The sequence below is a fragment of the Pseudomonas mercuritolerans genome (assembly GCF_025706525.1).
Classification (GTDB): domain Bacteria; phylum Pseudomonadota; class Gammaproteobacteria; order Pseudomonadales; family Pseudomonadaceae; genus Aquipseudomonas; species Aquipseudomonas mercuritolerans.
In genome coordinates, this window is the sequence record NZ_JAMSHA010000002.1 from 87826 (window position 1) to 108617 (window position 20792).

Here is a 20792-nt window from a genome sequence, read left to right on the forward strand (position 1 = left end):
TTTTGCATTCCTTCAGCGCAATCCGCGCGGTTTATTACACCGCAGCGTTGTAGAACTGCTCGCTACTCTTCTGCTCCACCAGCGCCTGCTCGATCGCAGCTTGATGAACCTCATCGGAATGCTCTTCGCGAGCCTCCGGCTGGATACCGAGGCGCGCGAACAGCTGCATGTCCTTGTCTGCCTGCGGGTTGGCGGTGGTGAGCAATTTGTCGCCGTAGAAAATCGAGTTGGCGCCGGCGAAAAATGCCAGGGCCTGCATCTGCTCGTTCATCGCTTCGCGACCGGCGGACAGGCGCACGTGAGATTGCGGCATGAGGATGCGCGCGACGGCGAGCATGCGGATAAAGTCGAACGGATCGATGTCTTCGGCGTTTTCCAGCGGCGTACCGGCGACTTTCACCAGCATGTTGATCGGCACCGATTCCGGATGCTCGGGCAGGTTGGCCAACTGGATCAGCAGATTGGCGCGATCGTCCAGCGATTCGCCCATGCCGAGAATGCCGCCGGAGCAGATTTTCATCCCCGACTCACGCACGTAGGCCAGCGTCTGCAGACGCTCGCTGTAAGTGCGAGTGGTGATGATGCTGCCGTAGAACTCCGGCGAGGTGTCGAGGTTGTGGTTGTAGTAATCGAGACCGGCCCTGGCCAGCGCTTCGGTCTGCTCCTGATCGAGACGGCCGAGGGTCATGCAGGTTTCCAGGCCCAAGGCTTTCACCCCTTCAACCATCTTCAACACATACGGCATGTCTTTGGCCGACGGATGTTTCCACGCCGCGCCCATGCAGAATCGCGTCGAACCGATGGCTTTGGCGCGGGCCGCCTCTTCGAGGACTTTCTGCACTTCCATCAGCTTTTCTTTTTCCAGACCGGTGTTGTAGTGCCCGGACTGCGGGCAGTACTTGCAGTCTTCCGGGCAGGCGCCGGTCTTGATCGACAGCAGCGTCGAGACCTGCACGCGGTTGGCGTTGAAATGTGCGCGGTGCACCGTTTGCGCCTGGAACAGCAAGTCGTTGAATGGCTGTACGAAGAGTGCTTTGACTTCGGCCAGAGACCAATCGTGACGCAGGGTGGCAGTGGTGCTCGCGCTCATGGGCAATTCCTTGGTTATGCTTGGCTGGCGCCGGGGGAAATGGAATATCCACAGGCGCTACACGGATGTTCGGCATATTTAAGGAAGAGTGATGCGCTGTCAACCGCAATACCAAGGACAGGTTTACATCTGTTTAAAAAACGTACAGACCTGTTTGCTGTGCGATGAGCCCGCAGAAGCACAAATGCCAATGTGCGAGTCCTGCGAAACCGAATTGCCCTGGCTCGGCAGCCATTGTCAGAGCTGCGCTTTGCCGCTGGCGGCGGATGGCCTGACTTGCGGCGAGTGCCTGCTAGAGCCTCCGGCCTTCGAGCAGGTCGCCGTGCCGTGGGTTTATGGCTTCCCCGTTGACAGTCTGATTACACGCTTTAAACACAACGCAAAATGGCCGTTTGGTCACCTGCTCGCCGACGTTCTCGGCCAATACCTGCAGCATCGCTTCGCCGAGGACTTGCCGCGACCCGATGTGTTGCTACCGGTGCCGTTGGCGAATAAACGACTGCGTCGGCGAGGATTCAATCAAGCGGCGATGCTCGCGCGCTGGTTGAGTGTGTCGCTGGATTTGCCCTGTGAAGAACAGCTTCTAAGGCGAGTCATGGACACCGATGCCCAGCAGGATCTCGATGCCAAGGCGCGCAAACGCAATTTGCGCAATGCCTTTGCGCTGGCGCCTGATGCAGAGGTAAGCGGCCGCCATTTCGCGCTGGTTGACGACGTCTTGACCACCGGCGCGACCGCTCAGGCGCTGGCGCGGTTGTTGATGAATGCAGGTGCGGCGCGGGTTGATGTGTATTGCCTGGCCCGGACGCCGAAGCCCGGTACCTGAAGCGAATACAGATCTCATGTGGGAGCGAGCCTGCTCGCGAATGGGCGTCACATTCAACAAAGCTGTGGTTGGTCAAACCGCTTTCGCGAGCAGGCTCGCTCCCACAGGGGCTCGGCGTCAGGCTTGACTCGCGCGTTGCAAGTGGCCAACGTCCCTCTCATCGCCCGAGCCAGAAGCGTTCTGCCATGTCCCTGCCCACCCTGCTCTCCCAGCACATTGTCCGCCGCCCGCAGCGCATTGCCCTGCTGCAACACATCGCCGAGCAGGGTTCGATCACCCGTGCGGCGAAGAGTGCGGGGCTCAGTTACAAGGCAGCGTGGGATGCGATCGATGAGCTGAACAACCTGGCGCAGAAACCCTTGGTCGAGCGCGTGGTGGGCGGCAAGGGCGGCGGCGGCGCCAGACTGTCCAGCGAGGGCGAGCGAGTGCTGCGCCTGTATCAGAAATTGCAGGCGTTGCAGGCACAGGTGTTGGAAGCGGCCGAAGACGCCAGTGATCTCGACCTGCTCGGGCGGCTGATGCTCAGGACCAGCGCGCGCAATCAGCTGCATGGCACGGTCGCGGCCATTCAGGCGCAGGGGCGCAACGATCTGATCCGCCTCGAACTGGCAGAAGGCATTGCTCTGGAGGCACAGATCACCCACGACAGCACCGTGCATCTGGAATTGCAGATCGGTACCGAAGTGATGGCGCTGATCAAGGCTGGCTGGCTTGAACTGCTCGGCACCGATCAGCCGGCCACGCCCGGACACAATGTCCTGCGCGGCACCATCGAAGCCATCCTCGATGCCGAGGACGGCCCCAGCGAGGTGCGCATTTCCCTGCCCAACGGCCAGACACTTTGCGCCTTGGCCGAACCGCTGCACTTGCGCAACCAGCAACTCGGCGTGGGGTCTGCGGTGCAGGTGCAATGTGCGCCGTCCAACGTGCTGATCGGCACGCCGCTCTGATTCGCCCTTGCCACAAAAGCGTCATCGACCCGCATTAAGGTGTTGCCCATAACCAAGCAGGGAGCCTGATGTGAGCCTATTAGAAGAAAACCAATCCACTGATCTGGAAAAAATGGTCGGCCTCAGCCGTCGCGGTTTCATCAGCGCCGGCGCGTTGTGCGGGGCGGCGATGTTCCTCGGCGGCAACCTGCTGAGCCGCAGCGTCATGGCCGCCAGCGTCAGCGCCGGCAACAGCCGCCTGCTCGGTTTCGAGAGCATTCCGGCGGCGACCACCGACGCCATCAGCCTGCCCAAGGGCTACAAGTCTTCGGTGCTGATCAGTTGGGGCCAGCCGTTGCACAAGAACGGCCCGGCCTTCGATCCGAGCGGTAACGGCACCGCTGCCGCACAGGAAGTGCAGTTCGGCGACAACAATGACGGCATGAGCCTGTTCGCCTTCCCGGACGACAAGAACCGCGCGCTGATGGCGATCAACAACGAATACACCAACTATCGCTACCTGTATCCGCATGGCGGCATGCCGCAGTCGGCTGAGGATGTGCGCAAGGCATTGGCCTGCGAAGGCGTGTCGGTGATCGAAGTGCAGCGCAAGAACGGCCAGTGGCAGTTCGTCCAGGGCTCGCGCTACAACCGTCGCATTCACGGTAACTCGCCGCTGCGCATCAGCGGTCCGGCCCGCGGCCACGACTTGATGAAAACCGCCGCCGACAAGCACGGCAAAAAAGTCCTCGGCACCTTCCAGAACTGCGCCAACGGCAAGACACCGTGGGGCACCTACCTGACCTGCGAAGAAAACTTCACCGACTGCTTCGGCAGCAGCAACGCCCAGCAGCAATTCGATGCGGCGCAAAAGCGCTACGGCGTTGTCGCCAGCAGCAAAGACATCAACTGGCACCCGCACGACCCGCGCTTCGACATGGCCAAGAACCCCAACGAACTCAACCGTCACGGCTGGGTGGTCGAGATCGATCCGTTCGACCCGCAATCGACTCCGGTCAAACGCACCGCGCTGGGCCGCTTCAAGCATGAAAACGCCGCGCTGGCCGAGACCGACGATGGTCGCGCTGTGGTGTACATGGGTGACGACGAGCGTGGCGAGTTCATTTACAAATTCGTCAGCCGCGACCGCATCAACCATCGCAATCAGAAAGCCAACCGCGACATCCTCGATCACGGCACGTTGTATGTGGCCAAATTCGACGCCGGCGACGGCAACCCTGATCACCCGAAAGGCCAGGGCCAGTGGATCGAGCTGACCCACGGCAAGAACGGCATCGACGCCAGCAGCGGGTTTGCCGATCAGGCAGAAGTGCTGATCCACGCGCGCCTTGCCGCCAGCGTCGTCGGCGCAACACGCATGGATCGACCGGAGTGGATCGTTGTCAGTCCCAAGGACGGCCAGGTTTATTGCACCCTGACCAACAACGCAAAGCGCGGCGAGGACGGCCAACCGGTGGGCGGGCCGAACCCGCGCGAGAAGAACGTTTACGGGCAGATTCTGCGCTGGCGCACCGACCGCAACGATCACGCCTCGAAGACGTTTGCCTGGGATCTGTTTGTGGTCGCCGGCAACCCGGGCGTGCATGCCGGGACGCCGAAGGGTGGCTCATCCAACATCACCCCGCAGAACATGTTCAACAGTCCCGACGGTCTGGGTTTCGACAAGGCCGGACGCCTGTGGATTCTCACCGACGGCGACTCGAGCAACGCTGGCGACTTCGCCGGGATGGGCAACAACCAGATGCTCTGCGCCGATCCTGCGACCGGTGAGATTCGCCGTTTCATGGTCGGGCCGGTGGGTTGTGAAGTGACCGGGATCAGCTTCTCGCCGGATCAGAAGACCCTGTTTGTCGGCATCCAGCATCCCGGCGAGAACGGCGGTTCGACCTTCCCCGAGCATCTGCCCAATGGCAAGCCAAGGTCTTCGGTGATGGCGATTACTCGCGAAGACGGCGGGATTGTCGGCGCCTGATAAACCGCTCTCGCGAGCAGGCTCGCTCCCACAGGGAATCGCATTCCAAGGTGGGAGCGAGCCTGCTCGCGAAGAGGCCCGGGCAGACACCAACACCCTTCGCGCCGCCATCTGCGCTACCATGCCGAGCCGGACGCAGCAGCCTGCTGCGCGCAGGAGTCAGCATGGCCCACCCGTTTGAAACCCTCACCCCCGATCTCGTCCTGGATGCCGTTGAAAGCATCGGTTTCCTCAGCGACGCGCGCATTCTGGCGCTCAACAGCTACGAAAACCGTGTGTATCAGGTCGGTATCGAAGACTCCGAGCCGCTGATTGCCAAGTTCTATCGTCCGCAGCGCTGGACCAACGAGGCCATCCTCGAAGAGCACCAGTTCACTTTCGAACTGGCCGACATCGACATCCCGGTGGTAGCGCCGCTGATCCACAACGGCGAAACCCTGCATGAGCACGCCGGTTTCCGCTTCACCCTGTTCCCGCGTCGTGGTGGCCGTGCGCCGGAGCCGGGCAATCTTGATCAACTGTATCGCCTCGGCCAGTTGCTTGGGCGCATGCATGCGGTGGGCGGCACCAAGCCGTTCGAGCACCGCGAAGCCCTCGCCGTGCAGAACTTCGGCCATGCCTCGCTGAACACTTTGCTCGAAGGCAATTTCATTCCCAAGAGCCTGCTGCCGGCTTACGAGTCGGTTGCCCGCGACCTGCTCAAACGCGTCGAAGATGTCTACGCTGCCACGCCGCACCAGAACATCCGCATGCACGGCGACTGCCACCCCGGCAACATGATGTGCCGCGACGAGATGTTCCACATCGTCGACCTCGACGACTGCCGCATGGGCCCGGCGGTGCAGGACATCTGGATGATGCTCGCCGGCGATCGCCAGGAGTGTCTGGGGCAGTTGTCGGAACTGATGGACGGCTACAACGAATTCCATGATTTCGACCCGCGCGAGCTGGCGCTGATCGAACCGTTGCGCGCACTGCGCCTGATGCACTACAGCGCCTGGCTGGCGCGGCGCTGGGACGACCCGGCGTTCCCGCACAGCTTTCCGTGGTTTGGCACGGAGCGGTATTGGGGCGACCAGGTGCTGGCGTTGCGTGAGCAGTTGGCGGCACTGAATGAAGAACCGCTGAAACTCTTCTGATTCAAACCTGAACCCTGTGGGAGCGAGCCTGCTCGCGAAGACGTCATTTCAGGCAACATCGATGTTGAATGTCAGACCGCCTTCGCGAGCAGGCTCGCTCCCACAAGATCGCTGTTCACAATTCTTTGAACATTGGTCTACGACATTTGCGGACAAATCTCCTTACAATCCCTCCTTTGTCAGCTGCCTGAGCAAGGATTCTGCATGCAAGCCGCCAACCCGCGTCGCGGGTACATTCTGGGCCTGAGCGCCTACATCATCTGGGGCCTGTTCCCGATCTATTTCAAAGCCATCGCCGAAGTCCCGGCCGTCGAGATCATCATCCACCGGGTGCTGTGGTCGGCGCTGTTCGGTGCGTTGCTGCTGATGGTGTGGAAACACCCGGGCTGGCTGCGCGAGCTGCTCGACAATCCAAAACGCCTGGCGATTCTGGCGCTGAGCGGCACGCTGATCGCGGCCAACTGGCTGACCTACGTGTGGTCGGTGAACAACGGCCGCATGCTCGAGGCGAGTCTGGGTTACTACATCAATCCGCTGGTCAACGTGCTGTTGGGCATGGTGCTTCTCGGCGAGCGGCTGCGGCGCATGCAGTGGGTCGCGGTCGGGCTGGCTGCCATCGGCGTGGCGCAGCAGGTGTGGCAGGTCGGCAGTCTGCCGTGGGTGTCGCTGGCGCTGGCGCTGACCTTCGGTTTCTACGGCCTGATCCGCAAGCAGGCGCCGGTCAAAGCGCTGCCGGGGCTGGTGGTGGAGACCTGGATGCTGGTGCCGATCGCGATTGCATGGTTGCTGTTCAATCAGACTGCGACGAGTGTGCAGCCGGCCTTCTGGACCACCTCCGAAGCCTGGTGGCTGGTGGCCGCCGGCCCGGTGACACTGGTGCCGCTGGTGTGTTTCAACGCCGCCACCCGCCACTTGCCCTACACCACCATCGGCTTCCTGCAATACATCGCGCCGACGCTGGTGTTGCTGCAAGCCGTGCTGCTGTTTGGCGAGCATTTGTCGTCCAGCACGCTGGTTGCGTTCATGTTTATCTGGGCTGGTCTGGCGGTGTACAGCGTCGATGCGTGGATAAGTTTGCGCCGGCGCACCTGATCAAAAAACGCACAAAGCTCCGCAGGCCACGGTCCTCGTGGCCTGCATCGTTCCTTCCCAAGCTTATCCACAGCGTGATCCCCGCCGTTTGTGCGCAAGTCACTGAATGTTGGCGGTTTTTTGATCAAAGGGCGCAAAGCCCCGGCCGGCGTGGCGTGGCGGTCTGTCTCTACAGGTTATCCACAGGCAGGTGCACGTTAAACCTGAATAACCCTGTCTGCGCTTAAACCTCTGTGCGTAACACCAGTTCGACCATCAGATCATCGGCCAGGGTTTCCAGGCGCGCCTGCAACACATCCAGCGACAGCGTCAGTGGTACCGCGAGAATCGCCTCGGCGTGAAACAGCGGCTCGCTGCTCATCGGCGCCGGGCGCACCTCAGTTACCAGCCGCTCCAGGTTCACACCCTGCTCGCTCAACAGCCGAGTGATATCGCGGACGATACCCGGCCGGTCATTGCCGACCAGTTCCATGGCGATCGGTTTCCACGTGCAGGACTGCTCCACTCCGCTTTCGGCAATCAGTACCCGAATGCCATGGGCCGACAGCGCTTGCAGGGCATCGACCAGTTCGTCGTAAGCCTCCGCCGGCACACCCACGCGCAGAATCCCGGCGAACTGTCCGGCCATGCGTGACATGCGGCTTTCCAGCCAGTTGCCGCCGTGCTCGGCAATGCATTGGGCGATGCGCTCGACCTGCCCGGGCTTGTCCGGGGCGAAAACGGTGAGTACGAGATGGTCCATGGCGCAGCCCTCTTGTCATGACTTTTGTTATCGAAGGGCAAGTATAGGCAAGGGCTGATTTTGTGTTGAATCGACTGGCCCCTTCGCGAGCAGGCTCGCTCCCACAGGGGTCGCATTCCAAATGTGGGAGCGAGCCTGCTCGCGAATGGCAGCACTGGGGATCTGCGCGACAGACAAATCGTGTACAACTTTCGATATTTAGCTGGAACAATCCAATGCTTTTTTGAGAACATCCCGTTCCGCGACGTGACCGCAATGCGTCATGAGGTCGCAGAACGACGTAATTAGTCTGATTTTCACAAGCGCAACTCATCATGTAGTATGCCGCAGCGCGCACTACATAACGCTGGATCGATGTCTGCCCAAGGCCCTTCGCAATCCTGAAAGCCCCGTCAGCAAGGCCTCCAAGCCGTTGATTGGTCCTAGCCCAGCCGCCAGCAATGGCATGTACTGGTCCGCAGGTTTGTGGTTTAAATGGCCAGAAGCTTCATTGTTAAATTGACGAGCTGAAAAGCGAAATAGCTGAGCAGAGTGAGGCAAGCAATGACTGAACACGTTCAAGTCGGTGGCCTGCAGGTCGCCAAAGTCCTGTTCGACTTCGTGAACAACGAAGCCATTCCCGGTACCGGCCTCACCGCCGAACAATTCTGGGAAGGTGCCGACAAGGTCATTCACGACCTGGCGCCGAAGAACAAAGCCCTACTCGCCAAACGCGATGACTTCCAGGCGCGCATCGATGCCTGGCATCAGCAGCATGCCGGCCAGGCGCACGATGCCGTGGCCTACAAAGCTTTCCTGCAAGAGATCGGTTATCTGCTGCCGGAAGCGGCTGATTTCCAGGCGACGACGCAAAACGTCGACGATGAAATCGCCCGCACTGCCGGCCCGCAACTGGTCGTGCCGGTGATGAATGCGCGATTCGCGCTCAACGCCTCGAACGCCCGCTGGGGTTCGCTGTACGATGCTCTCTACGGCACCGACGCGATCAGCGAAGACGGCGGTGCGGAAAAAGGCAAAGGCTACAACAAGGTGCGTGGCGACAAAGTCATCGCCTTCGCCCGTGCTTTCCTCGACGAAGCCGCACCACTGGCCGCTGGCTCCCACGTTGATTCGACCGGCTACAAAATCGCTGAAGGCAAACTGGTCGTCACTCTGAAGGGCGGCAGCAACAGTGGCCTGCGCGATGACGCTCAGTTGATCGGTTTCCAGGGCGACGCCAACGCACCGATCGCGGTGCTGCTCAAGCACAACGGCCTGCACTTCGAAATCCAGATCGACGCCAGCACTCCGGTCGGCCAGACCGACGCCGCCGGCGTCAAAGACATCCTCATGGAAGCGGCGCTGACCACGATCATGGACTGCGAAGACTCCGTGGCCGCCGTTGACGCCGACGACAAAGTGGTGATCTACCGCAACTGGCTCGGCCTGATGAAAGGCGACCTCGCGGAATCCGTGTCCAAGGGCGGCCAGACCTTCACCCGCACCATGAACCCGGATCGCACCTACACCGCGCCCAACGGCGGTGAAGTGACCCTGCACGGTCGTTCGCTGTTGTTCGTGCGCAACGTCGGCCACCTGATGACCATCGATGCGATCCTCGACAGCCAAGGCAACGAAGTACCGGAAGGTATCCTCGATGGTCTGGTGACTTGCCTGGCCGCAATGCACAACCTCAACGGCAACACCTCGCGGCGCAACACCCGCACCGGTTCGGTGTACATCGTCAAACCGAAAATGCACGGCCCGGAAGAAGCGGCGTTCACCAACGAGTTGTTCGGGCGTATCGAAGACGTCCTGCGCTTGCCGCGTAACACCCTCAAAGTCGGGATCATGGACGAGGAGCGCCGCACCACGGTCAACCTCAAGGCTTGCATCAAGGCGGCCAGCGAGCGTGTGGTGTTCATCAACACCGGTTTCCTCGACCGCACCGGTGACGAAATCCACACCTCCATGGAGGCCGGCCCTGTCGTGCGCAAGGCTGACATGAAGGCCGAGAAGTGGATCGGCGCCTACGAGAACTGGAACGTCGACATCGGTCTGAGCACCGGCCTGCAAGGTCGTGCGCAAATCGGTAAAGGCATGTGGGCCATGCCCGACCTGATGGCGGCGATGCTCGAACAGAAAATCGCCCACCCACTGGCCGGCGCCAACACTGCCTGGGTCCCTTCTCCAACCGCCGCTGCGCTGCACGCGCTGCACTACCACAAGGTTGACGTGTTTGCGCGTCAGGCCGAACTGGCCAAACGTGCGCGCGCCTCGGTGGATGACATCCTGACCATTCCATTGGCAGTGAACCCAAGCTGGACGCCTGAGCAGATCAAGAACGAACTGGACAACAATTCCCAGGGCATTCTTGGCTATGTGGTGCGCTGGATCGACCAGGGTGTCGGCTGCTCGAAAGTGCCGGACATCAACGACGTCGGCTTGATGGAAGACCGTGCGACGTTGCGCATCTCCAGCCAGCACATCGCCAACTGGCTGCGCCACGGTATCGTCAGCCAAGAGCAAGTGATGGAAAGCCTCAAGCGCATGGCGCCGGTGGTTGACCGCCAGAACGCCAACGACCCGCTGTATCGCCCGCTGGCACCGGACTTCGACAGCAACATCGCCTTCCAGGCGGCGGTCGAACTGGTGATCGAAGGCACCAAGCAGCCGAATGGCTACACCGAGCCGGTGCTGCACCGTCGTCGTCGCGAGTTCAAGGCCAAGAATGGTCTGTAATTTGCGCTGACGCTGGAAATGAAAAAGGCCCTGATCGAGAGATCGGGGCCTTTTTTGTTTGTGAGGTGGATTGGATTCTTGTGGTGGGCTTGAGATCCATCCCCCTCACCCCAGCCCTCTCCCCCAAGGGGTAGAGGGGAAAGGGAGCAGATTGGGGAAGCTTCAACTCATGAGTTCGACTCATGAATTTCAGGTCGGTGTACCTCTGACATTCACCGCGGTCAGTCCCCTCTCCCTCCGGGAGAGGGTTAGGGTGAGGGGCTTCTAGGGCTCGATGCCCAATTCGTGTTTCACCAACTCAAGCAACTTGCCCGTATCAATCGGCTTGAGCAGAAAATCCACCACGCTCAAGTGCATCGCTTCGATCGCATCTTTCACGTCGGCATCGCCGGAGACGATGATGATCGGCATCGCTGCCCGTACCGATTCACGCACCTGGCGAATCAGCTCCAGGCCATCGACATTGCCCATGCGCAGGTCGGTAATCACCAGGCCGATCGAAGGCTTTTCATCGAGCATTTTCAGCGCGGTTTCACCGCTGGCTGCGGTCATGCAGCGAATGCCGTCCAGCGCGAGAATCTCCGACAACAGCTCGCGGGCGTCCTTGTCGTCGTCGACGATCAGGACACGCTGCGGCGGCAGATCAGGTTCGAGCATCACTGCGCTGAGCGCTTCCCGCTCGGCGTCGCTCAAAATATCGTGGTCGGACATGGCGCTCTCTAAATGTTCAAACAATCCCTGGCAAGTCGTCAGACATCACCGGACAGCGCTTCAATGTGCACTTCGTCGGAATTTTTTCCAAGTGGCTAGCGCAAGCTTTTCCGAGCTTTTGCGTAGGTTATTTCCGAAAATCGGCCAATGGTGGCAAAACCTAGACTTACGTCCAATGGGCACCCTGCCCGCCGGGGCCGACCATGGTCGCAACGATCCGACAACAACAATTCGAAAAAGACTGCGGTAATGGTTATGAGCAAAGCGGACGCCTTCACCCAGGCAGGGAAAACCGCGGTGTTGCAGAACATTCAGGGCACCCTGCAATTCCTCCAGCGCTTCCCGCCCTTCAATCAGATGGAACACGCCCACCTCGCCTATCTGGTGGAGCAATGTCAGCTGCGCTTTTTTGCCCAGGGCGAGAGCATCATCAAACCGGCCGACGGCCCGGTGGAACACTTTCATATCGTCAAACAGGGTCGGGTGGTCGGCGAACGCCAGCACATCACCAAGCCCGGCACCGAGACCACCTTCGAAATCACCACCGGCGAATGCTTTCCGCTGGCCGCGCTGCTCGGTGAACGCGCCACACGCACCGAGCACCTGGCGGGCGAAGACACCTTCTGCCTGCAACTGAACAAACTGGCGTTCATCAAACTGTTCGCCCTGTCCAGCGCCTTCCGCGATTTCGCCTTGCGTGGGGTCAGCAGCCTGCTCGATCAGGTCAACCAGCAAGTGCAACAAAAAGCCGTGGAGACCCTCGGCACCCAATACTCGTTGAACACTCGTCTCGGTGAACTTGCGATGCGCCATCCGGTGACCTGCAGCGCCGAGACGCCGTTGCGTGAAGCGGTGAAGCTGATGCACGAGCAACAGGTCGGCAGCATCGTCGCGGTGGATGAGCACAAGGCGCCGCTGGGGATTTTCACCCTGCGCGATTTGCGCCATGTGGTCGCCGAAGGTGTCGGTGATTTCAGCGACGCCATCGAACAGCACATGACTCGATCACCGTTTTATCTGTCGCCGGATCACAGCGCCTTCGATGCGGCGATCGCCATGACCGAGCGGCACATTGCTCACGTCTGCCTGGTCAAGGATCAGCGCTTGTGCGGCGTGGTGTCCGAGCGTGATCTGTTCTCCCTGCAACGGGTCGATCTGGTCCACCTCGCCCGGACCATCCGCAGCGCGCAACGGGTCGAACAACTGGTGACCCTGCGCGGCGAGATCGGCCAACTGGTCGAGCGCATGCTCGCCCACGGCGCGTCGTCGACGCAGATCACCCACATCATCACCCTGCTCAACGATCACACGGTGTGCCGGGTGATCGAACTCACCCTGGCGGAAAAAGGCGACCCGGGCGTGCCGTTCAGCTGGCTGTGTTTCGGCAGCGAGGGCCGGCGCGAGCAGACGCTGCACACCGACCAGGACAACGGCATCCTGTTCGATGCCCGCGACGCGGCGCACGCAGCAGAGATTCGCGGCAAGCTGCTGCCGATTGCCCAGCAGATCAACCACAGCCTGGCGCAGTGCGGCTTCACCCTGTGCAAGGGCAACATCATGGCCGGCAATCCCGAGCTGTGTCTGTCGCGGGCCGAATGGGCGCGGCGCTTTGCCGCGTTCATCCGCGAAGCCACGCCGGAGAACCTGCTGGGCTCGAGCATTTATTTCGACCTGCGTGTGGTCTGGGGCGATGAGCAAGGCTGCGAGCAATTGCGCCGGGGCATCCTCGATCAAGTCGCTGACAATCGTCTGTTCCAGCGCATGCTCGCCGAAAATGCGCTGCGCAATCGCCCTCCCGTTGGGCGCTTCCGTGAGTTCGTGCTGGCACGCAAGAACGGCGAGAAGGCCACGCTGGATCTGAAAATCCAGGGCCTGACGCCGTTCGTGGACGGCGCCCGCTTGCTGGCGCTGGCCAACGGCATCGACGTCAATAACACCCTCGAACGCTTTCGCCAACTGGTCGATAAAGAGGTCATCGAGCCACTCGACGGCGCGGCGTACGAAGAGGCCTATCACTTCATTCAACAAACGCGGATGCAGCAGCATCAGCTGCAGACCCGGGAGAACCAGCCGTACTCCAACCGCGTCGATCCCGACAGCCTCAATCATCTCGACCGGCGCATCCTGCGCGAATCCCTGCGCCAGGCGCAGCGCCTGCAAAGCAGCCTGACCTTGCGGTATCAGCTATGAGCCTGTTCTCCTGGCTGCGCCCGGCCAGCCCCGTGGTGTCGGCGGACTTGCAGCAGCGGCTGGCGAAGCTGCCGGCGCTTGCCGAGCTGAACGAATGCAGCCTGCGCGAGCAGCGCTGGGTGGTGCTGGACCTGGAAACCACCGGCCTGAATATGAGCAAGGATCGGGTCCTGTCGATCGGCGCGGTGGTGATCGAGGACGGCGCGATCGATTTCCGTCAGCAGTTCGAACGCACCTTGCAATGCCGCGAATTGAAGCTCAGCCCCAGCGTGCTGATTCATGGCCTCGGCCCTAGTGCAATTGCCGCAGGCAGCGACCCGGCGGAAGCGTTGCTGGAGTTGCTGGAGTTCATCGGCGAAAGCCCGGTGCTGGCGTTTCATGCGCCGTTCGATCAGCACATGCTCGGGCGCGCAGTGAAAGAACATCTGGGGCATAAGCTGCAGCATGTGTTTCTGGATGTGGCGGACATCGCGCCGTTTCTGTGTCCGCAGGCGCAGATCCGCGAGGCGGGGCTGGATGAGTGGATCGAGTGGTTCCGGCTCGAAGTGTTCGAGCGGCATAACGCGAGTGCCGATGCGCTGGCCACTGCGGAGTTGGCGTTGATTCTGTTCAGCCGGGCGCGGGCGCAGCAGATTTACAGTCCGTTGCAGTTGCAGCAGCGGTTGAATCAGTGGAAGCGCAGGCAGCAGGCGCCGTCCTTTTAGAATCATTCAGATCAAAAGCCCCTCATCGGAACGCCGCCCGCCCAGCCCTCTCCCGGAGGGAGAGGGAGCCGATCGTGGTGTCTGAAGCCTTATATCGACCTGAAAGACCGAGTCGATTGAGGAATCGCTGAAAATCGTTCAGGTCGGTGTACCTTCAGAATATCCCCCGATCAGTCCTCTCCCTCCGGGAGAGGGCTAGGGTGAGGGGCTGCCCTTGATTCATCACCTGACCAGTGGCCAATTGCTAACCATTCCCACCTCTGCCAGAATCGCGAACTATTCTCGTTAGTTAACATTTCCCAATCGGTGATGTCCGGTGTCGTCAGTGCCCAACCCCCACAGTGAGCTCGTCGGTGCGATGTATCGCGACCATCGCGGTTGGCTGCTGGCGTGGTTGCGGCGCAATGTGGCGTGTCCGCAGCGTGCCGAGGACCTGAGCCAGGACACGTTCGTGCGCCTGCTCAACCGCGACCAGCTGCTGACACCGCGCGAACCTCGGGCGTTTCTGGTGGCGATCGCCAAAGGCCTGTTGTTCGACTACTTCCGCCGCGCCGCGCTGGAACAGGCCTACCTCACCGAACTGATGCTGATCCCCGAAGACGAGCAGCCTTCGGTGGAAGAACAGCAAATGATCCTCGACGACCTCAAAGCCATCGATCGCCTGCTCGGCAAGTTGTCGACCAAAGCTCGTGCGGCCTTCCTGTATAACCGCCTCGACGGCCTCAGCCACGCCGAAATCGCCGGCAAACTCGGCGTCTCGGTGCCGCGCGTGCGGCAGTACTTGGCCCAAGGCCTGCGCCAGTGCTACATCGCCCTGTACGGTGAGCCGACATGACCGCGGCCAGTTCGCGCCCGGTGCCGGCGCATGTGCTGGACGCGGCGATTGCCTGGCAATTGACCCTCGATTCGAGCACCGCGCTGGAACGCGAGGAGTTCGCCAAGTGGCATGCGGCCCATGAAGAACACGCCCGCGCCTGGCGCCAGTTGGGCATGCTCGATCAGCGTTTCAGCGTCGCCAAGGGCCCGGCCCGAAGTGCGTTGCTGCAATCGCGCGAAGGCATTCGCCGGCGCGTGTGCAAGCTCGGTAGTGGGCTGGCCAGTGTCGTGGTGCTCATCGGGCTCGGGCTGTTTGTCAGCGAGCGCTACCTGCCGCTGGATTACTGGCTCGCCGATCAGCGTACCGCCACCGGCGAACAGCGCACCGTGCGCCTGTCCGACGGCACTCTGCTCAATCTCAATACCCACAGCGCGGTCGACGTGCGCTTCGATGACAAGCGCCGCTTGATCGTGTTGCAGGAAGGCGAAATCCTCGTCGAGACCGGGCATGGCGATGCGCGGCCGTTTATCGTCGAAACTCGCGAAGGCAGCATGCGTGCGCTGGGCACGCGGTTTCTGGTCAAGCGCGAGGACGATGGCACACGCCTGAGCGTGTTGCAGTCGGCGGTCGCGGCCCATGCCCAGGCCAACCCGCAAGAACTGGTTCTGCGCGAAGGCCAGCAGGTGCTGTTGCGCAGTGACGGGCTGGGCTCGATTGCCGCCCTCGCCCCCGGCGCCGATGCCTGGACGCGCGGCATGCTGGTGGTGGACAACGCACGGCTGGGCGATCTGGTGCATGAGCTCGGGCGCTATCGTCGCGGGCATCTGGGCGTGGCGCCGGAAGTGGCCGATCTGCGCATTACCGGCAGCTTTCCGTTGCATGACACCGACAAGGCCCTGAGCGCTTTGCTGCCGACCTTGCCGGTGCAGATCGAGCGGCATACGCCGTATTGGGTCACCGTGGCGAAGGCTGATATCAAGCCTGAATAATGCGCCAGCAGGAAAACCGCCTTCGCGAGCAGGCTCGCTCCCACACTGGCATGCGATCACCTGTGGGAGCGAGCCTGCTCGCGAAGGCGCCATCAGCCGCACAACCATTTCCTGCAAAAAGAATTTCCACCCAGCCCTATCACTTTTCCAATCTCGTCCGGCACACAGGCAATTGAGAAATATTTCCATTCAGGAGCCGCCGTATGTCCCGTTCGCCAGACACCTTGTTGCGCCCCAGTCTGCTGGCTTTTGCCATCGCTTTCGGCACGCCGCTGATCAGCAGCCCGTTGCTCGCCGCTGAGCAAGCTTCCAGCGTGCGCGCCTACAACCTGCCGGCGGCGCCGCTGTCGACCACCCTGAACCAGATCGCCAGCCAGGGCGGCCTCGCCCTGTCGCTCAATCCTGCGCTGGCCGCCGGCAAGACCTCAGCGCCGGTCGACGGCCAGTACGACGCCGCCGGCGCCCTGCGCGCGGCCTTGCGCGGCACCGGTCTGCAGCTGGAACAGAGCAGCGCCGGCACCTACACCCTGGTGGCCGTGCCGGAAGGCACGCTGGCCCTGCCGGAAACTTCGGTCATCGGTGTGGAAAACTTCGAAAGCGCCTGGGGCCCGGTCGAAGGCTACACCGCGACCCGCACCGCCGCCGGCACCAAGACCGACACCGCGCTGGTCGAAGCACCGCGATCGATTTCGGTGGCGACCCGCCAGCAGATGGACGACCGCAGCGTGCACAGCCTCGATGACGCCGTGCGCTACATGCCGGGTATCACCGCCAGCAGCTACGGCAGCGACACCCGTGCCGACTGGTTGCGCGTACGCGGTTTCGAACCGACCCAGTTCCTCGATGGCCTGCCGCTGCCCAAAGGCGTGTACGCCAACCCGAAACAGGAAACCTGGAACCTCGACCGCCTCGCCCTGCTGCGTGGCCCGGCTTCGTCGGTGTACGGCCAGACCCCGCCGGGCGGTTTGCTCGACATGGTCAGCCGCCGCCCGAGCGCTGAAGCCAGCAGCGAAATCCAGCTGCAATACGGCAGCGACAACCACCGCCAGATCAACTTCGCCAGCACCGGCAAGATCGATGACGCCGGGCAGTTTCTCTATGGCCTCAGCGGCGTGGTGCGCGACAGCGGCACCCAGGTCGACCACGTCGACAACAAGCGCTACAACATCGCGCCGAGCCTGACCTGGAACATCGACGACGACACCAAACTCACTCTGCTGACCCAGTTCACCCGCGACGACACCGGCATTACCAGCCAGTTTCTGCCGATCCAAGGCACGAAGATCAAATCGCCGCTCGGTGATATTTCCCATCACAAGAATCTCGGCGATCCGGATTGGGAATACTACGACCGCACCTACTACGCGCTGGGTTATGCCTTCGAACATCGGTTGAACGATGTCTGGCAGTTCAAGCAGAACCTGCGCTACACCAAGTCGGACCTGTCGTTCCAGTCGCTGACACCCGGTTCCTACCCGTTTACCACCGTGGATGCAGAGGGCAACGTCGGCCGCACCAGCACCAGCGTCGACGAAGACATCAGCCAGTTTGCCGTGGACAACAACTTCCAGGCCGACTTCGCCACCGGTGAGGTTCGCCACACCTTGCTGCTGGGTCTGGATCACCAGCGCAGCAACACCAACTACACCTCGATCTTTGGCGATGGTCTGCAAACCAACGTCATCAACCCGATCTACGGCCAGCCGATCGTACGTCCAGCACGCTCCACCGCGTTTTACGACTACAACCAGAAGACCTACCAGACCGGTCTCTACGTGCAGGACCAAATGGCCCTCGACCAGTGGCGCCTGACCCTCGGCGGCCGTGAAGACTGGGTGCACACCAGCACTGAATTCTTCAACAAGGGCGATGCGACCAACACCCAGCGTGACAAGAAATTCAGCGGCAACGCGGCGCTCAGCTACGTCTTCGATAACGGCTTCGTGCCGTACCTGTCCTACGCCGAATCCTTCCAGCCGACCACCGGCGCCGATGCCACTTCGACCGGCTCGCTCAAGCCAACCGAAGGCAAGCAGTGGGAACTGGGCATCAAATACCAGCCTCCGGGCAGCAAGACCCTGCTGACCGCCGCCGTGTATGACCTGACCCAGAAGAACGTCGCGGTGAATACCTTCGTCAACAACGTCTCGGTGACCAGCCAGACCGGCGAAGTGAAGGTCAAAGGCCTCGAGCTCGAAGCGGTGTCGGATGTGACCGACAACCTCAAAGTCATCGCCGCCTACACCCTGGCCAAGTCCGAAGTGCAGAAAGGCGTCGACAAGGGCAATCGTCTGCAACTGATGCCCAACCAACAAGCCTCGCTGTGGACCGACTACACATGGCACGCCGGCGTGCTCGACGGTTTCGGTATCGGTGCCGGCGTGCGCTACACCGGCAACACCTACGGCGACAAGGCCAACACCTGGCTGGGCAAGGCTGACGCCTACACCGTGTTCGACGCCAGCGTGCATTATGATCTGGGCCGTCTGGACAACAGCCTCAAAGGTGCGTCGCTGGCGGTGAACGCGACCAACCTGTTCGACAAGGACTACATTTCCACCTGCGACAGCTTCTACTGCTACTACGGCGACCAGCGCAGTGTCGTCGCCAGCGCCACTTACAAGTGGTAAGCCAGTGAGCTGAAACAGGCCCTGTTCCCAGGCCGTCCGTACCGGGCGGCTTTGGTGTTTTTGAAGGTCATGCAATGAAAAGTAAAACCATCCGCCGCTGGTCGTTCATCCACACCTGGACCAGCCTGATCTGTACCGTGTTTCTGCTGATGCTGGCGCTGACCGGTCTGCCGCTGATTTTCAGCCACGAGATTGATCACGCGCTGGGCAACGCCCCGGAGCTGCGTGAGATGCCGGCCGACACGCCGCAACTCAACCTGCAGCAACTGGTGGATGCCGCGCAGAAACATCGCCCGGGCGAAGTCATGCAGTACTTCGGCTATGACGACGAAGAGCCGAACGCGGCGTTCGCGATCATGGCCAGGACTGCCGATACCGAGCCGAATTCTTCGCACACCTTCATGCTCGATGCGCGTACTGGCGAAGCGCTGGAAACCCCTTCGGCCAACGGTGGCTTGATGCTGTTCATCCTGCGCCTGCATGTCGACATGTTCGCCGGGCTGCCGGGCAAGCTGCTGCTGGCGTTCATGGGCCTGTTGTTTGTCGTGGCGATCGTCTCCGGCACGGTGCTGTACCTGCCGTTCATGCGCCGCTTGAAATTCGGCACTGTGCGCCAGGACAAATCCACGCGGCTGCGCTGGCTCGATCTGCACAACCTGATTGGCGTCGTCACCCTGACCTGGTGCCTGGTGGTGGGCGTGACCGGGGTGATCAGCGCCTGCGCCGACCTGCTCATCGCTGCTTGGCGCAACGACGCGTTGACCACGCTGATCGCGCCGTATCGCGATGCGCCGCCGCTGACCCAACTGGCGCCGGCCACGCGGCTGCTCGACATCGCCGAGGAAGTCGCACCGGGGATGAAGCCGGATTTCATCGCCTTCCCCGGCACGCGCTTTTCCAGCGAGCACCATTACTCGGTGTTCATGAAAGGCGGCACGCACCTGACCTCGCATCTGCTGACGCCGGTGCTGATCGATGCCACGACACTGCAAGTCACCGCCGTGGCGGAACGGCCGTGGTACATGGACGCCATGGGCATGTCGCAGCCGCTGCACTTTGGTGACTACGGCGGCATGCCAATGAAGATTCTCTGGGCGACGCTGGATGTGCTGACAATCATTGTGTTGGCCAGTGGCGTTTATCTTTGGGTAGTGCGGCGCAGGGCGGCCAAGCCTGTTCTGGAAACGGCGGAGGCCTCGGCATGAAGCCGCGTCAGTCGAGTTTCTGGAAAGTCTACAGCACACCGATCGTGATCGCCCTGCTCAGTGCGGCGGGGCTGTTTGCGGCGCTGCTGGGGGATGGCATCTGGGATGCCTTGAGCTGGGTCGGCCTCGGCGTTCCGGCATTTCTGGCCATAAGAGGTTTTCTGCCGCGAAGCTGAAAAACCCTTGTGGGAGCGAGCCTGCTCGCGAAAGCGCCCGGACACTCAACGTCAAAGTCGACTGTCACGACGCCTTCGCGAGCAGGCTCGCTCCCACATGGGTTCTGCGCCGGACGCGAGCAGGCTATGCTGCCCGATCATTGTCCTGATCGAGACCTTGCCATGTCCGCCCCCAGCATGACCCTGTACCACAACACTCTGTCGCCCTTCGTCCGCAAGGTCATGGTGCTGCTGCACGAAACCGGTCAGCAGGATCGTGTCGCGCTGCAGGACTGTGTGCTCAGCCCGGTCAGCCCGAACCCGGCGCTGATCGCCGACAACCCGTTGAGCAAGATCCCCGCCCTGCGCCTGGCCGATGGCAATGTCATCCATGACAGCCGCGTCATCCTTGAGTACCTCGACCAGCAGCACGTCGGCAATCCGTTGATCCCCCGTGAAGGTGCGGCGCGCTGGCGGCGCCTGACGCTGGCGTCGATGGCTGACGGGATCATGGATGCCTCGGTGATGGTGCGTTATGAAACCGTTCTGCGCCCGGTGGAAAAACACTGGGACGAGTGGCTCGACGCCCAGCGCGACAAGATCCGCCGCGCCCTCGCCGTGCTTGAGAACGAAGCGATTGCCGAGCTGACCAGTCACTTCGATGTCGCGGCGATCAGCGTGGCCTGCGCGCTGGGCTATCTGGACCTGCGCTTCCCGGACATGGACTGGCGTGCAGCCAATCCACAACTGGGCAATTGGTATTTTGAAGTGAGTCAGCGACCGTCCATGGTGGCGACGATGCCCAAGCCTTAGATCTGGGCTGCCTGTTCCGGCCTCTTCGCGAGCAGGCTCGCTCCCA

General features: G+C 61.6%; 17 protein-coding genes. 14 read left to right on the forward strand and 3 right to left on the reverse strand.

The genetic code is table 11. The features are described from left to right. Positions 1 to 34: 34 nt before the first annotated feature. The gene (gene bioB / locus ND528_RS05155; protein WP_130911408.1) at positions 35 to 1090 is read right to left on the reverse strand and encodes a biotin synthase BioB; all 1056 of its coding nucleotides are present in this window, start codon (positions 1088 to 1090) and stop codon (positions 35 to 37) included. Positions 1091 to 1181: 91 nt separating this feature from the next. Here bioB and ND528_RS05160 point away from each other — a divergent pair, with 91 nt between their 5' ends. From ND528_RS05160 to rarD, 5 genes are all read left to right on the forward strand, one after another. Then, entirely contained in the window at positions 1182 to 1916 is a 735-nt protein-coding gene (locus tag ND528_RS05160; protein WP_263469839.1) for a ComF family protein, read from the forward strand. Between the two features lie 185 nt (positions 1917 to 2101). Next, entirely contained in the window at positions 2102 to 2866 is a 765-nt protein-coding gene (locus ND528_RS05165) for a TOBE domain-containing protein (protein WP_263469840.1), read from the forward strand. Positions 2867 to 2936: 70 nt separating this feature from the next. Next, positions 2937 to 4838 carry a PhoX family protein gene (locus ND528_RS05170; RefSeq protein ID WP_024014570.1) on the forward strand — a complete coding sequence of 634 codons (1902 nt, stop codon included), beginning with the start codon at positions 2937 to 2939 and terminating at the stop codon, positions 4836 to 4838. Positions 4839 to 5002: 164 nt separating this feature from the next. Then, positions 5003 to 5977 (forward strand): serine/threonine protein kinase, encoded by a 975-nt coding sequence (locus ND528_RS05175; RefSeq protein ID WP_039757662.1) that lies wholly within the window; start codon positions 5003 to 5005, stop codon positions 5975 to 5977. Positions 5978 to 6181: 204 nt separating this feature from the next. Then, positions 6182 to 7069 (forward strand): EamA family transporter RarD, encoded by an 888-nt coding sequence (gene rarD, locus ND528_RS05180; protein WP_263469841.1) that lies wholly within the window; start codon positions 6182 to 6184, stop codon positions 7067 to 7069. Positions 7070 to 7292: 223 nt separating this feature from the next. Here the strand turns inward: rarD and ND528_RS05185 are convergent, their stop codons facing one another. After that, positions 7293 to 7811, reverse strand: a complete 519-nt coding sequence (locus tag ND528_RS05185) for a glycine cleavage system protein R (RefSeq protein ID WP_016772854.1) — start codon at positions 7809 to 7811, stop codon at positions 7293 to 7295. A gap of 543 nt (positions 7812 to 8354) precedes the next feature. Here ND528_RS05185 and ND528_RS05190 point away from each other — a divergent pair. Continuing rightward, positions 8355 to 10532 carry a malate synthase G gene (locus ND528_RS05190; RefSeq protein ID WP_263469842.1) on the forward strand — a complete coding sequence of 726 codons (2178 nt, stop codon included), beginning with the start codon at positions 8355 to 8357 and terminating at the stop codon, positions 10530 to 10532. Positions 10533 to 10796: 264 nt separating this feature from the next. Here ND528_RS05190 and ND528_RS05195 read toward each other — a convergent pair whose 3' ends face one another. Further along, the gene (locus ND528_RS05195) at positions 10797 to 11243 is read right to left on the reverse strand and encodes a response regulator (protein WP_016772851.1); all 447 of its coding nucleotides are present in this window, start codon (positions 11241 to 11243) and stop codon (positions 10797 to 10799) included. A 255-nt stretch (positions 11244 to 11498) separates the two neighbouring features. Between ND528_RS05195 and ND528_RS05200 the strand changes: the two genes are divergently transcribed. The 8 genes from ND528_RS05200 to ND528_RS05235 all read left to right on the forward strand — a co-directional run bounded on the left by ND528_RS05200 (position 11499) and on the right by ND528_RS05235 (position 20746). Then, positions 11499 to 13433, forward strand: a complete 1935-nt coding sequence (locus tag ND528_RS05200) for a DUF294 nucleotidyltransferase-like domain-containing protein (protein WP_330221308.1) — start codon at positions 11499 to 11501, stop codon at positions 13431 to 13433. After that, positions 13430 to 14137, forward strand: a complete 708-nt coding sequence (locus ND528_RS05205; RefSeq protein WP_263469844.1) for a 3'-5' exonuclease — start codon at positions 13430 to 13432, stop codon at positions 14135 to 14137. The genes ND528_RS05200 and ND528_RS05205 overlap by 4 nt, the downstream gene beginning before the upstream one ends. Before the next feature lie 358 nt (positions 14138 to 14495). Next, complete coding sequence (locus tag ND528_RS05210) at positions 14496 to 14972, forward strand: RNA polymerase sigma factor (RefSeq protein WP_263470091.1); 477 nt, start codon at positions 14496 to 14498, stop codon at positions 14970 to 14972. Continuing rightward, positions 14969 to 15943: a FecR domain-containing protein gene (locus ND528_RS05215; RefSeq protein ID WP_263469845.1), complete on the forward strand. Its 975-nt coding sequence runs from the start codon at positions 14969 to 14971 to the stop codon at positions 15941 to 15943. The genes ND528_RS05210 and ND528_RS05215 overlap by 4 nt, the downstream gene beginning before the upstream one ends. Before the next feature lie 203 nt (positions 15944 to 16146). Continuing rightward, complete coding sequence (locus tag ND528_RS05220) at positions 16147 to 18573, forward strand: TonB-dependent siderophore receptor (RefSeq protein ID WP_263469846.1); 2427 nt, start codon at positions 16147 to 16149, stop codon at positions 18571 to 18573. A 74-nt stretch (positions 18574 to 18647) separates the two neighbouring features. Continuing rightward, the gene (locus ND528_RS05225; protein ID WP_263469847.1) at positions 18648 to 19778 is read left to right on the forward strand and encodes a PepSY-associated TM helix domain-containing protein; all 1131 of its coding nucleotides are present in this window, start codon (positions 18648 to 18650) and stop codon (positions 19776 to 19778) included. Beyond that, positions 19775 to 19954, forward strand: coding sequence for a hypothetical protein (locus ND528_RS05230; RefSeq protein WP_263469848.1), 180 nt, complete (start codon positions 19775 to 19777; stop codon positions 19952 to 19954). The genes ND528_RS05225 and ND528_RS05230 overlap by 4 nt, the downstream gene beginning before the upstream one ends. Positions 19955 to 20116: 162 nt before the next feature. Further along, positions 20117 to 20746 carry a glutathione S-transferase gene (locus ND528_RS05235; protein WP_130911795.1) on the forward strand — a complete coding sequence of 210 codons (630 nt, stop codon included), beginning with the start codon at positions 20117 to 20119 and terminating at the stop codon, positions 20744 to 20746. Positions 20747 to 20792 lie beyond the last annotated feature (46 nt).

What these genes read in the sequence shown, in the direction of transcription:
- ND528_RS05230 (WP_263469848.1), top strand. Translation starts at nt 19,775, where the DNA reads ATGAAGCCGCGTCAGTCGAGTTTCTGGAAAGTCTACAGCACACCGATC.
- ND528_RS05220 (WP_263469846.1), top strand. Translation starts at nt 16,147, where the DNA reads ATGTCCCGTTCGCCAGACACCTTGTTGCGCCCCAGTCTGCTGGCTTTT.
- ND528_RS05215 (WP_263469845.1), top strand. Translation starts at nt 14,969, where the DNA reads ATGACCGCGGCCAGTTCGCGCCCGGTGCCGGCGCATGTGCTGGACGCG.
- ND528_RS05200 (WP_330221308.1), top strand. Translation starts at nt 11,499, where the DNA reads ATGAGCAAAGCGGACGCCTTCACCCAGGCAGGGAAAACCGCGGTGTTG.
- bioB (WP_130911408.1), bottom strand. Translation starts at nt 1,090, where the DNA reads ATGAGCGCGAGCACCACTGCCACCCTGCGTCACGATTGGTCTCTGGCC.
- ND528_RS05225 (WP_263469847.1), top strand. Translation starts at nt 18,648, where the DNA reads ATGAAAAGTAAAACCATCCGCCGCTGGTCGTTCATCCACACCTGGACC.
- ND528_RS05185 (WP_016772854.1), bottom strand. Translation starts at nt 7,811, where the DNA reads ATGGACCATCTCGTACTCACCGTTTTCGCCCCGGACAAGCCCGGGCAG.
- ND528_RS05235 (WP_130911795.1), top strand. Translation starts at nt 20,117, where the DNA reads ATGTCCGCCCCCAGCATGACCCTGTACCACAACACTCTGTCGCCCTTC.
- ND528_RS05205 (WP_263469844.1), top strand. Translation starts at nt 13,430, where the DNA reads ATGAGCCTGTTCTCCTGGCTGCGCCCGGCCAGCCCCGTGGTGTCGGCG.
- ND528_RS05175 (WP_039757662.1), top strand. Translation starts at nt 5,003, where the DNA reads ATGGCCCACCCGTTTGAAACCCTCACCCCCGATCTCGTCCTGGATGCC.
- ND528_RS05160 (WP_263469839.1), top strand. Translation starts at nt 1,182, where the DNA reads ATGCGCTGTCAACCGCAATACCAAGGACAGGTTTACATCTGTTTAAAA.
- ND528_RS05165 (WP_263469840.1), top strand. Translation starts at nt 2,102, where the DNA reads ATGTCCCTGCCCACCCTGCTCTCCCAGCACATTGTCCGCCGCCCGCAG.
- ND528_RS05210 (WP_263470091.1), top strand. Translation starts at nt 14,496, where the DNA reads ATGTATCGCGACCATCGCGGTTGGCTGCTGGCGTGGTTGCGGCGCAAT.
- rarD (WP_263469841.1), top strand. Translation starts at nt 6,182, where the DNA reads ATGCAAGCCGCCAACCCGCGTCGCGGGTACATTCTGGGCCTGAGCGCC.
- ND528_RS05195 (WP_016772851.1), bottom strand. Translation starts at nt 11,243, where the DNA reads ATGTCCGACCACGATATTTTGAGCGACGCCGAGCGGGAAGCGCTCAGC.
- ND528_RS05190 (WP_263469842.1), top strand. Translation starts at nt 8,355, where the DNA reads ATGACTGAACACGTTCAAGTCGGTGGCCTGCAGGTCGCCAAAGTCCTG.